We start from the raw sequence: 11,687 nt of genomic DNA, 5'->3' as shown, positions 1-11,687 counted from the left end.
TAGCTTTTAAAGACTTCATGCTATGATGTATTGAAAATTTTATAGAACAACAAATAACGAATAGGGACTTAATTCGAGTGGCGGTATTTTTAGACTTTAAAAGACAACTTAAGCTTTGGTTGGAACATTTCGTTCAGCATGTTCCAGACCTTCCGGAAAAAACAATTTTGTTTATATCATTTGGTCCTAAAGATCAAAGATGTAGTGTCTGGCATACCGAAAAAACAGCTTTTTCACAAGCAACTATACAGTTACTCGATTTTATTGATAACCAGTTTTCTCCAGATCAACTTCCAGACTATATAAAAATTGATGTTGCGTACAACCTGGAAAAACAAAGTTGGAGTCAAATAGAACAACTTGTTCATCATCAATTTCATAATAATCATTACCGCAGAGGAATTGCATTTGATGAAGCATGTTCGGTGGTTTTTCTGGAGCAAGAGATATATGGCAAAGCAATTATTCGAGGTTTGAGTTATGACAAACCTAACTTTTTTGATGAAACCAATCTCAACTATGCAATTAAGCAAAAATATAACGCTCCTAAACCACAAATTAGACTACAAGAGCTGCAAGACATTTGGACTTTCGATACCTATGCAACTTTTTATGAAAATGGACAGTTTATTAATTTAGCAAGCCGTTATGATGCAAATGGTATTAGAGGTATTGCGACCAATAAAAAGCTGCATTTTAGAGAGCTCATTGAGAAAAATGCAGCGTTTTTGCACAGCCAGATTCAAGAAAATGGCAAATTCATTTATGGCTATTTTCCTGCCTTCGATCGAGATATCCGCAACTACAATACTGTACGTCATTGCACATCACTTTATGCACTATTAGAAACTTTCGAATTACAAGATAAATCTGAGTACTGGCCTAAAATTATTGCAGCAATTCAATACGCTCTTACTACTTTCTATAAAGAAAAAGACTCTACAACTGCTTTTATGATTGATGGTAAAGAAGGGGAGTTTGAAATTAAATTAGGTGCAAACGCAGCAGCTATTTTAATGTTAACGAAATATCAGGAAATTACTCAAAAAACAGATTATTTAAAATATGCAGAGAAACTTGCAAATGGTATTTTAAAATTAGTTGATTCAGATGGATTAACTACTCATGTATTAAATTATCCAGACTATGATTTAAAAGAAAAGTTTAGAATCATTTATTATGATGGAGAAGCAGCATTAGCTTTACTCAGGTTGTATCAAATAAATCAGGATAAAAGATTATTAGACACTGTTAAATTAATGTTTGAAAATTTTATTTATAAAAGATATGAAAAATATCATGATCATTGGTTAAGTTACTGTACCAATGAGCTTACAAAAATATGTCCTGAAGAAAAATATTTTATTTTTGGTTTAAATAATTATTTAAAACATTTTATTTTTATTCGAAATAGAAAAACAACGTATGCAACTTTGTTAGAAATGCTAATGGCTGCTTATAAAATGGTAAATCGTTTAAAAAAGCAAGGCTATCAAAAACTTTTTGAACAAGCTTATATGCACGAATTAAAAAAACTGATTACATTTCGGGCTGAGTTTCAAACCACAGGTTTTTTCTATCCGGAAATAGCGATGTACATGGCGCGTCCAGATAAAATATTAAATGCTTTTTATGTACGACATGATCGTTTTAGAGTAAGAATTGATGATCAGGAACATAACTTGTCTGGCTACATTGCTTACGTAAAAGATTTCGAAGGAGAGGAGATATGACTGATCCTCTATTTGAAATTAAGCTGCTAGCCTCTCTTGATCATGCTCAATTTGAAGAGGCAATTTGGACATTTGAAATTGATGGAGACATTTCTACTTTATTATTGATTGATTATGCATTAGAACAATTCCATCAAAAAAAAGTTCAAGCTGATAAAGTCTATCGGGTTTCTGAACAAAAAAATAAGAAAATTGGTGAACAATATTTGGGCTTGGAAAAAAATGAATCTTATACATTTGCCCAGCTTTTACAATTCGTAATTTTTACTCAGGCAAATGATGTTAAAGATGCCTTAAGCAATATACTGTTTGATTCCGTTGAGCAAGCTCAATTGATCTTGTCTAAGAGAGCGGAAAACTACAAATTAACTTTAAAAGCACCTAATCAATTAAAAAATCTATTTTTGTTGGTAAAACACATTTATAGCTACCCAGCCGAGCTGAAAAAACTTTTCTTTATCAAAACACTTTTTTTTAAAAATAAAGTATATCAACCGATTACGCCTTTGCTTGCTCATCCAGTACTCACCTCGGTTTTATATCTCTCACATACCTTTAGACAGATTTATATCACTTATTCCGAACAGAACCAGAGCATTGGATTTTTCTCTTTTTTAGATGATATTCACCGTCTTGAGCATTTGGTTCCTTACTACCATTTTTTTCAAGAAAAGTATGTCGAGGCAAAAAAATGTTCTTCTCAAACAGGCATTATCAATATTCTGGGAGATACCTATTTCGGTGAAATGTACACTGAAAAGCGTAAGTCTAGAGGACAAACAGATGCTTTACAGCAGTATGGATATCACTATTCATTTCAAAAAATACAGCCATTTTTAGGTAAAAATGACATAAACATAGCTAACTTTGAAGCAGTCTTTTCTTTAGAAAATCAATCGCCGTTAAAAGATAAAAAGCCATTCATTCTAAAAGCCGACGCTAAAAAAACATTAGAAGAGCTTAAGAGCATTCATTTGAATTATTTGGTGTTGGCGAACAATCATCTGAAGGATTATGGTGATGAAGGGTTGGCCCATACATTACAACAGTTGGATCAGGCGAGTATTGCTTATATTGGCGCTGGACTGAACCAAAAAGATGCTCACAATTACTTTGAAATAGCTTTTGAAGCTAAGCACTATGCGATTTTTAATGGTTATTGGCATAGAGACAGTGCTTATCTAGACTATGATTTCTATGCACTAGGGTCAAGAAGTGGAGTAGCTTGTTTAAACGCTGTTTTACTTGAACAAATAATGCGTTATAAGCAGAATCATCCAGAGCGCAAAATTATTGTTATTTGTCATTGGGGTATCGATTTTAAGCCTATTACAAAAGACCAAACTAAACTCGCGACTATTCTTGCTCAAGCAGGAGCTGATCTTATAGTTGGTCATGGCGCTCATACTATTCAGCCAATCCAGATCATCAACCAAAAGCCTGTTGTGTTTGGTATTGGTAATGCTGTGTTTAATAGTGATGGAGAATATGAACAGCAAAATGCTTTGCCATTTGGTTGTATAGCCAAACTCGATTTGGCAAATGACTTACTTCGTCTTTATCCAATTTATACGGATAACTTAAAAACTTTTTGGCAACCGTATCCAGTAGATATTGAAGATTTCTCAAAGGCCAGTACTTATATGACATCTTTACTGACCCATGAGAATTATATGGCATCCCAAGATAACTTGGGGAGATATGTTGAAATTAAATTTTAAGAATATTGTTTATAAGTTGATAAGATGGTTTGAAGCTGTGTTTGAGTAAACCCCAAATTTCTTAAACCGCCACTGCCTAATTTACACTCAGCACTGGCCATAATATTGGTGGGGGTGGTTTTGGTTGCATTAGGTACACACACATGTTTTAAGCCGAAAGCATGGCCCATTTCATGAATACTACCCGCTTGAATGTTGTAATTTAATCGATTCCAGTCTAATAAAATAAAGGGTTTTCCATTATTACGGAATGTACGACTAGTAACATCATCAAATTCTAAGTTTTTTGAATACGCATCGTATATAAAGACTATGACCTCTTTACGTGCTGTTCGTTTAGGAAAGCATGCATTCACGCTTGCAGGAATCGAGCCTATAGAAATAGGACGAGCCTGGTTTATTTCATTACCAAGTTCGCAATGCATTTTTGAAAAATCTTGGTAAGAAATATAACGGTTTAATTTGAAATTAAAGATTTTATTGCCTTGGTCATCTAAATAATATGTATTTAATATGCGGACTTCTTTTCGCATTTGTGTAAGGTTATCAAAGCGTGCAGCAGAAGGATTGTCTGTAGTAAAAACGAAAGTAACTGGAACTACAGGTCTATTATTGGCAGGTTCCTCTGATAAATCTGGCGTTTGTAGAGGAGGGCGGGTCGTACAAGAAACACACAGAAGTGTCCCTGTAATCATCAGTAAGGTTTTTTTCATATTCATCGCAATGTCTCTGCATATTCTTTTAAAGAGATTTAAAGTAAATTTTTATATGATATGAACGATGTCAATTTTTATGGATTCCATTTTGACAACTCAGTATGAACTACATCGACAGATTTTAGAAGTCATTGCTCTAATTCCGTATGGAAAAGTAGCAACTTACGGACAAATAGCACGTATGGCAGGGTTACCCAAACACGCCAGATTAGTAGGTTATGTTCTTAAGCATCTTGATGCAGATCATCAAGTTCCTTGGTACCGTGTTATTAACTCACAAGGTAAAATTAGCCTAAGTAAGTTTAATGAAAAAGGTGAAAATGTTCAGCAGTTAAAGCTTGAAGCTGAAGGAGTCTATTTGTTGAATGGCAAAGTGAACTTAAAGCAGTTCGCATGGCAACCTTAAAATTATTAATAGAGAACAAATACAAATGCAGAATTATAAATGGCAGAGTCTAGCCATATTACTACTAGGTTTAACAGTGCAATCGAGTTTTGCAGAGCAGGCTATTTCAGCTCAACCTTTTATAAATGTGAAAGTCTCCTCACAAGATATACATTCGATTTGTCAGCAGTTAAGTCATAAATGTAGCGATGAAGCTAAGCTATGGAAAGTCAAAAACACACAAGATCAGACTTATTATTTAATAGATGAAACTCCACAAATTGCTGAAGTTAAAAAGCAAAATAATCAATATACGGTGTTGAATCAGTGGAATTTTAAAAATTATGAACATAGTAATAAAGAGCCACATTCTGATGATTTAGGCCCTAATGGACTCAAAATCTTTCCAGCACTATATCCACTCAATAAAAATGAGCATGCAATAGCAGTGCTAAACACATGGTTTACTGGTTATTCTGGAGGAGGGCGTTTTGAGGAAAACGCTGATTTTATTGAGCTTAAGTCTAAAGGTCAGTATCAAGTTGCCTTAAAAGATATTAATTTTTCTTCAAGTAAAATGATTCGAGCATGTTTTTCAGAACAAGAGTATAAGAAGTCACCGCATTGCCATGATGAAACATGGATGACATTAAATATTAGGTTTAAAGATATCGGTCAATCTTACTATTTATGGCAGTTAAATTATAAAAATTATTCTTGGGATGCTTTTAAAAGTAAAAAAACAATAACGGTTGAGCAATCAAGAGAAGACGTTATTCCTTTTAAAAAATAGGTGCCTATCTGGCCGAATTGAGCCAGACAGGCATTTTTTAGCGAACAATTAAAACAGGAATATGGCTTTCACCTAAAACTTTTTGTGCAACACTTCCTAATACAAGTTTTCGTACGCCTGTACGGCCATGAGAGCCCATTATAATCAAGTCAGCATTAAGCTCTTGTGCAGCTTGAATAATTTCTTCATGCACAACGAAACCTTCAAGTAATTTGGTTTCTACGCTAAGACCTTCTTGTAAAAACTGTTGTTTGGCTTGTTCTAAAATATCAAGTAAGTATGTTCTAGTCCGCTCAATTAGTTCATTGGTTTGGCCAGTCTTGACATAAAGATCTGCAATAATTGGATCAAGTGCCATGACCTGTACGATAGTAATTTTACTATTTAATGCTTTGCCAAGTTTGATCGCTTCTTTCATAGCGACCATAGATGTTTCAGAACCGTCAATTGGTACAAGAATATGTTGGTATAACATGAGAATGTTCCTTATTGTAATGATGCTTATTTATTCAATACTTTATACTTCTTTTCTTACGATTTAAATTCGACCACGTAATCATTTGTGGTTTTTAAACAAGAAAATTTGAGAATATATTTTACTTATCTCTTAAATTTTCAATATAGATTGTTAAAGCGTCAATATCATCAGTTTGCAAATATTCCCGCATTTTTAAAACTTGTTTTTCATCTAAATCATAAATCTTTAAAGCGAGTAGTTTTTCTATTTGCTCTTGAGGAAAACGGTATTTAATAACTTTTGCCGGAACTCCACCTACAATTGCATAGGGTGGGACATCTTTAGTGACGACAGCTCCAGTTGCAATAACAGCACCTTCACCGATTTTTACACCTTGCATAATCATGGCACGGCTTCCAATCCAGCAACCATCTGCAATGATGGTGTCACCAGCTGGTAAAAAACTGCGGGTATCAAAAGGGAAAGTCGAAATCCAGTCTGGTCTATGAAGCTGATTACCACCCATCATAATCACACACTCAGCCCCAAAACATACAAAATTACCAATATAAAGCTGATCGATTGGTTTATCGGGAGTAGATGGTTTGTCGTGTAAATAGCGTACGACACAGCGTTCAAAACCTTGATCCCAGTAGGCTGAGTAGTAAGAATAATTACCTTTAATATGGATATTCGGATTTTTTACAGTTTTGGAAATAAATTCAAATTCGCACCAATGACGGACAGGGGAGCTAATTAACTTTTCAGCCATAAGGAAGATATAAAAAGGGAATAGGTCATTATACCCAATTGCGATTCAAGCTGAACCAATAATCTTAGTTCAGCTAGTGAATCGAATACTAAAGCACGTACTAATTTGTCTTCATTACTTATGAGGAATACGTGCAATGACTTTAATTTCAAAATCAAAACCTGCTAACCAAGTTACGCCAACAGCTGTCCAGTTGGGATAAGGCTTTTGTGTAAAGATTTGATTTTTAACCTTCATAATACTTTCAAACTGCCGTTCGGGATCCGTATGAAAAGTAGTGACATCAATAATATCATCGAAAGTGCAACCTGCTGCTTTTAATGTCTCTTCTAAGTTTTTAAAAGCTTGTGTTACCTGTTTTTCAAAATCAGGTACAGGCGAGCCATCTTCAAGGCTACCAACCTGCCCTGAAACAAAGAGTAAATCTTTCAATTGAATTGCGGCTGAATAGCCATGCTGTTCATATAAGGCATGACGATTTTGGGGAAATATTGCAGTTCTCATCAGGTTTGTTCTCCTTCAGTATTTAACTTCTAATCAATAAATGTCGGTTAATTTTCACATACGCCTCGTATGTAAACTTAATTGACATACGAGGCGTATGTCAATTAATATTTTTTGTGATGATTAGCAGGTGAAATATATGTCTGTTCGTGAAAGAAAAATGGCGGAAACCCGCAAAAAACTAATTGAAGTAGCACGTCATGCATTTGCGGAATATGGCTATACCGATACTTCAATGGATAAACTCACGGCCGAGGCAGGATTGACTCGTGGGGCGCTTTATCATCATTTTGGCGATAAGCGTGGTTTATTTGCAGCAGTTGTAGAACAAATTGATTCACAGATGGCCGAATATGCTCAGCAGCATCGAGAGCAGTTTGATGATCTTTGGGAAGGATTACTAGTTGAAGGGCAGACTTATATTCAAAATGCTTTGAAGCCTGAATTTCAGCGTATTGTGCTACGTGATGGCCCTGCAGTGTTGGGTGATCCGGCGCATTGGCCAAGTCAAAATAGATGTTTGCAGTCTACTCGGGAGTGCGTTGAACAGCTTTTGATAGAGGAACGAATTAAAATTGTAGATCCAGAAGCAGCAGCAGTGCTTTTAAATGGTGCTGCCATGAATGCAGCCTTATGGGTGGCTTCTAGTGAATATCCTGAACAGGTACTTCCTGAAGCATTAAATGCTTTTCAAATCTTTGCATCAGGTTTTTTAAAAGACGCATAGTGAATTTTTTACTATTTATCTTAAATGTAAAAACCCCTCAATTGAGGGGTCTTATAGCCTAAGTATATCTAATTAAAAATTAAAGATATTCTACACTTACAACTTCGTATTCAACTTCGCCTTGAGGAGTGGTAATTTTTACTTCATCACCTTCATTTTTACCCAAAAGGCCACGTGCAATTGGTGAATTTACTGAAATTTTATTGATTTTAAAATCAGCCTCATCATCACCAACAATCTTATAAGTCTTACGTTCTTCAGTATCAAGGTTTTCAATCGTTACCGTAACACCGAATACAACACGACCGTTTTGTTCTAAGTCTTTAACATCGATGACTTGTGCAGCACCCAATTTCCCTTCGATATCTTGGATACGGCCTTCACAGAAACCTTGCTGTTCACGAGCAGCATGGTATTCTGCGTTTTCTTTTAAGTCCCCATGTTCACGTGCTTCAGCAATCGCTTGAGTAATACGTGGACGTTCAACAGATTTCAGATGTTGTAATTCTTTCTCTAAGGCGATTTTACCTTCAGGGGTCATTGGATAACGTTGCATTTCGGTCCCTCTTAAGTTGAGAAAACACAGTTAAAAAAATGAAAAAATCCCGCCACCGATAAGGTGGCGGGACTTATCGGAAAAAAATTAACCTACAGTTAAATCTTGCAAGCGGTATACATCCATTGGCAATTTCACAGCAAAGGCTTGGCAAACTGCTTCTGCACCATTGATAGTCGTTGTGTAATAAACTTTGCCTTGGAGGGCAGCACGACGAATCATTGCAGAATCATATTGAGCTTGTTTGCCTTCAGTAGTGTTGACAATAAGGTGTATTTCACCATTTTTCAAGCGGTCAACAATATGTGGACGTCCTTCAGTTACTTTATTTACAGATTCACATTCCAAACCTGCTTCTTTAAGTACTTTATACGTTCCACCTGTTGCTACCAGTTTGAAGCCATAAGCTACGAACTTTTTAGCGATATCAGCAATATATTTCTTATCAGATTCACGAACAGATAAGAAAGCAATCTTTTCTTCGCCTTCAGTTGGTAGACCAGGTAAACGATCATTCGAACCTAAAACGGCTTTATAGAATGCTTCGCCAAATGTTTTACCAACACCCATTACTTCACCTGTAGATTTCATCTCAGGCCCAAGCATTGGGTCTACGCCTTGGAACTTAGCAAATGGGAAAACAGCTTCCTTCACAGCAAAGTGAGTTGGAATGATTTCTTTAGTAAAGCCTTGAGATTCAAGTGATTGACCCGCCATACAACGAGCAGCTACTTTTGCTAAAGATTCACCAATACATTTTGATACGAACGGAACAGTACGTGATGCACGTGGGTTTACTTCAAGAACGTAAATATCGTCGCCTTTAACTGCGAACTGAACGTTCATCAAACCAACTACACCAAGTTCTTTCGCCATAGCAACGGTTTGACGACGCATTTCATCCTGTACTTCTTTAGAAAGAGAGTAAGGAGGGATAGAACATGCAGAGTCACCAGAGTGAATACCAGCTTGTTCGATGTGCTGCATGATACCGCCTATTACGACATCTTTACCGTCAGATACGCAGTCAACGTCAACTTCAGTTGCATCATCAAGGAAGTGATCAAGAAGAACAGGCGCTTCATTAGAAGCCTGTACTGCTTCACGAAGGTAACGTTTAAGTTCATCTTCGTTATATACGATTTCCATTGCACGACCACCTAATACATAAGATGGACGAACAACTAACGGATAACCAACTTTCGCAGCTTCAGAGATACCTTCTTCAGCAGATTTTACGATGCTGTTGTTTGGTTGGCGAAGCTGTAAACGTTGAATCATTTGTTGGAAACGTTCACGGTCTTCTGCGCGGTCAATGGCATCTGGAGAAGTACCGATAATAGGAGTACCAGCTTCTTCTAAAGCACGTGCTAACTTAAGTGGAGTCTGACCACCGTATTGTACAATTACGCCTTTTGGCTTCTCAGTACGTACGATTTCAAGAACATCTTCAAGTGTTACAGGTTCGAAGTATAAACGGTCAGATGTGTCATAGTCGGTAGAAACAGTTTCAGGGTTACAGTTCACCATGATTGTTTCGTAACCGTCTTCACGCATTGCTAAAGCAGCGTGTACACAGCAGTAGTCAAATTCGATACCTTGACCAATACGGTTCGGACCACCACCAATAACCATGATCTTGTCACGATTTGATGGATTTGCTTCACACTCTTCATCATAAGTTGAATACATATATGCAGTACCGGATTCAAACTCGGCAGCACATGTATCAACACGTTTGTAAACTGGATAAACGCCCAAGTTCCAACGTTGCTTACGGAATTGCTTTTGAGAAATACCCATAAGGTTCGCAATACGAAGGTCAGATAAACCTTTACGTTTGAACGAACGGATATTTTCAGCAGTTAGATCGCCAAAACCTAAAGTTTTTACTTGGGCTTCTGTCTTAACGATATCTTGAATTTGGATCAAGAACCAACGGTCAATCTTAGTTGCTTCAAATACGTCATCTAAAGAAAAGCCATGACGGAATGCATCTGCTACGTACCAAATACGCTCAGGACCCGGAACTTTAAGCTCTTTTAAAATGGTTTCTTTTACGTTTGTTGCACCAGCTTCGATTTTTTCATCAAAACCACTTACACCAACTTCAAGACCACGTAATGCTTTTTGTACAGATTCTTGGAAGTTACGGCCAATTGCCATGACTTCACCAACAGATTTCATCTGAGTGGTTAATACAGGTTCTGCTTGTGGGAATTTCTCGAAGTTAAAACGAGGAATCTTCGTTACAACATAGTCGATTGATGGTTCAAAGCTCGCAGGAGTTACGCCGCCAGTGATGTCATTTTTCAATTCATCAAGGGTATAACCAACAGCTAGTTTCGCAGCAATTTTTGCAATCGGGAAACCAGTTGCTTTAGAAGCAAGAGCAGACGAACGAGATACACGAGGGTTCATCTCGATCACAACCATACGGCCGTCTTTCGGGTTAATACCGAACTGAACGTTAGAACCACCTGTCTCAACACCAATTTCACGAAGAACCGCAACTGAAGCATTACGCATCAATTGGTATTCTTTGTCAGTTAATGTTTGAGCTGGTGCTACAGTGATTGAGTCACCTGTGTGAACACCCATTGGGTCAAAGTTTTCGATCGCACATACGATAATACAGTTGTCGTTTTTGTCACGAACAACTTCCATTTCGTATTCTTTCCAGCCAATTAAAGATTCATCAATCAATAACTGGTGAGTAGGAGATAGGTCAAAACCGCGTTCACAAATTTCAAGGAATTCTTCACGGTTATATGCAATACCACCGCCTGAACCACCCATTGTAAATGATGGACGGATAATTACTGGGAAACCAAAGCGAGATTGGATTTCCAATGCTTCTTCCATGGTTTCAGCAATAGCAGCTTTTGGACATTCCAAACCGATTTTGCGCATAGCGATGTCGAAGAGTTTACGGTCTTCAGCTTTTTCAATCGCTTCTTTCGTTGCACCAATAAGTTCTACGTTGTATTTCGCTAATACGCCGTTTTCATCAAGTGCAAGTGCGCAGTTCAATGCAGTTTGTCCACCCATAGTTGGAAGGACTGCATCTGGACGCTCTTTTTCAATGATTTGAGCAACAGTTTGCCAAGTAATTGGCTCAATGTAAGTTGCATCAGCCATTGAAGGGTCAGTCATAATGGTCGCTGGGTTAGAGTTAACCAAAATAACACGGTAACCTTCTTCACGAAGCGCTTTACATGCTTGAGCACCAGAGTAGTCAAACTCACAAGCCTGACCGATAACAATTGGACCAGCACCAATAATTAAGATGCTTTTAATATCCGTACGTTTAGGCATTATTC

General features: G+C 36.9%; 11 protein-coding genes. 5 read left to right on the top strand and 6 right to left on the bottom strand.

The genetic code is table 11. The annotated features are described in order from the left end of the window. The first annotated feature begins 77 nt into the window (after positions 1-77). Complete coding sequence (locus ABLC00_RS14690) at positions 78-1,733, top strand: hypothetical protein (RefSeq protein WP_004885507.1); 1,656 nt, start codon at positions 78-80, stop codon at positions 1,731-1,733. Then, entirely contained in the window at positions 1,730-3,454 is a 1,725-nt protein-coding gene (locus ABLC00_RS14685; RefSeq protein ID WP_004885510.1) for a CapA family protein, read from the top strand. Before ABLC00_RS14690 ends, ABLC00_RS14685 begins: the two co-directional genes overlap by 4 nt. Here the strand turns inward: ABLC00_RS14685 and ABLC00_RS14680 are convergent. Beyond that, the gene (locus tag ABLC00_RS14680; protein WP_006580506.1) at positions 3,451-4,167 is read right to left on the bottom strand and encodes a hypothetical protein; all 717 of its coding nucleotides are present in this window, start codon (positions 4,165-4,167) and stop codon (positions 3,451-3,453) included. The genes ABLC00_RS14685 and ABLC00_RS14680 overlap by 4 nt on opposite strands. A gap of 79 nt (positions 4,168-4,246) precedes the next feature. On the opposite strand from ABLC00_RS14680, the gene ABLC00_RS14675 reads away from it, so the two are divergent. Together ABLC00_RS14675 and ABLC00_RS14670 are read left to right on the top strand one after the other, a co-directional pair. Then, complete coding sequence (locus ABLC00_RS14675; protein WP_004707331.1) at positions 4,247-4,576, top strand: MGMT family protein; 330 nt, start codon at positions 4,247-4,249, stop codon at positions 4,574-4,576. Positions 4,577-4,601: 25 nt separating this feature from the next. Next, entirely contained in the window at positions 4,602-5,348 is a 747-nt protein-coding gene (locus ABLC00_RS14670; protein ID WP_004885515.1) for a hypothetical protein, read from the top strand. A gap of 37 nt (positions 5,349-5,385) precedes the next feature. Here ABLC00_RS14670 and ABLC00_RS14665 read toward each other — a convergent pair whose 3' ends face one another. The 3 genes from ABLC00_RS14665 to ABLC00_RS14655 all read right to left on the bottom strand — a co-directional run bounded on the left by ABLC00_RS14665 (position 5,386) and on the right by ABLC00_RS14655 (position 7,081). Beyond that, positions 5,386-5,823 carry a universal stress protein gene (locus ABLC00_RS14665; RefSeq protein ID WP_004885516.1) on the bottom strand — a complete coding sequence of 146 codons (438 nt, stop codon included), beginning with the start codon at positions 5,821-5,823 and terminating at the stop codon, positions 5,386-5,388. Positions 5,824-5,944: 121 nt separating this feature from the next. Further along, positions 5,945-6,577, bottom strand: a complete 633-nt coding sequence (locus tag ABLC00_RS14660; RefSeq protein ID WP_004885518.1) for a CatB-related O-acetyltransferase — start codon at positions 6,575-6,577, stop codon at positions 5,945-5,947. A gap of 114 nt (positions 6,578-6,691) precedes the next feature. Then, a complete protein-coding gene (locus tag ABLC00_RS14655; protein ID WP_004885520.1) occupies positions 6,692-7,081 on the bottom strand; it encodes a RidA family protein in 390 nt (129 codons plus the stop codon). Positions 7,082-7,220: 139 nt separating this feature from the next. Here ABLC00_RS14655 and ABLC00_RS14650 point away from each other — a divergent pair, with 139 nt between their 5' ends. Continuing rightward, entirely contained in the window at positions 7,221-7,808 is a 588-nt protein-coding gene (locus ABLC00_RS14650) for a TetR/AcrR family transcriptional regulator (RefSeq protein WP_002048596.1), read from the top strand. Positions 7,809-7,887: 79 nt separating this feature from the next. On the opposite strand, the gene greA is transcribed toward ABLC00_RS14650, so the two are convergent. Beyond that, the gene (greA, locus tag ABLC00_RS14645) at positions 7,888-8,364 is read right to left on the bottom strand and encodes a transcription elongation factor GreA (RefSeq protein ID WP_002048557.1); all 477 of its coding nucleotides are present in this window, start codon (positions 8,362-8,364) and stop codon (positions 7,888-7,890) included. A gap of 87 nt (positions 8,365-8,451) precedes the next feature. Beyond that, a complete protein-coding gene (gene carB / locus ABLC00_RS14640) occupies positions 8,452-11,682 on the bottom strand; it encodes a carbamoyl-phosphate synthase large subunit (protein ID WP_004707343.1) in 3,231 nt (1,076 codons plus the stop codon). Positions 11,683-11,687 lie beyond the last annotated feature (5 nt).

Origin of the sequence: Acinetobacter nosocomialis (genome assembly GCF_041021905.1) — a bacterium.
Lineage (GTDB): Bacteria > Pseudomonadota > Gammaproteobacteria > Pseudomonadales > Moraxellaceae > Acinetobacter > Acinetobacter nosocomialis.
The sequence above is the reverse complement of the archived record's forward strand: the minus strand, read 5'-3'. Positions and strand labels throughout refer to the sequence as shown.

What these genes read in the sequence shown, in the direction of transcription:
- greA (WP_002048557.1), bottom strand. Translation starts at nt 8,364, where the DNA reads ATGCAACGTTATCCAATGACCCCTGAAGGTAAAATCGCCTTAGAGAAA.
- ABLC00_RS14670 (WP_004885515.1), top strand. Translation starts at nt 4,602, where the DNA reads ATGCAGAATTATAAATGGCAGAGTCTAGCCATATTACTACTAGGTTTA.
- ABLC00_RS14685 (WP_004885510.1), top strand. Translation starts at nt 1,730, where the DNA reads ATGACTGATCCTCTATTTGAAATTAAGCTGCTAGCCTCTCTTGATCAT.
- ABLC00_RS14660 (WP_004885518.1), bottom strand. Translation starts at nt 6,577, where the DNA reads ATGGCTGAAAAGTTAATTAGCTCCCCTGTCCGTCATTGGTGCGAATTT.
- ABLC00_RS14675 (WP_004707331.1), top strand. Translation starts at nt 4,247, where the DNA reads ATGGATTCCATTTTGACAACTCAGTATGAACTACATCGACAGATTTTA.
- carB (WP_004707343.1), bottom strand. Translation starts at nt 11,682, where the DNA reads ATGCCTAAACGTACGGATATTAAAAGCATCTTAATTATTGGTGCTGGT.
- ABLC00_RS14650 (WP_002048596.1), top strand. Translation starts at nt 7,221, where the DNA reads ATGTCTGTTCGTGAAAGAAAAATGGCGGAAACCCGCAAAAAACTAATT.
- ABLC00_RS14665 (WP_004885516.1), bottom strand. Translation starts at nt 5,823, where the DNA reads ATGTTATACCAACATATTCTTGTACCAATTGACGGTTCTGAAACATCT.
- ABLC00_RS14680 (WP_006580506.1), bottom strand. Translation starts at nt 4,167, where the DNA reads ATGAAAAAAACCTTACTGATGATTACAGGGACACTTCTGTGTGTTTCT.
- ABLC00_RS14655 (WP_004885520.1), bottom strand. Translation starts at nt 7,081, where the DNA reads ATGAGAACTGCAATATTTCCCCAAAATCGTCATGCCTTATATGAACAG.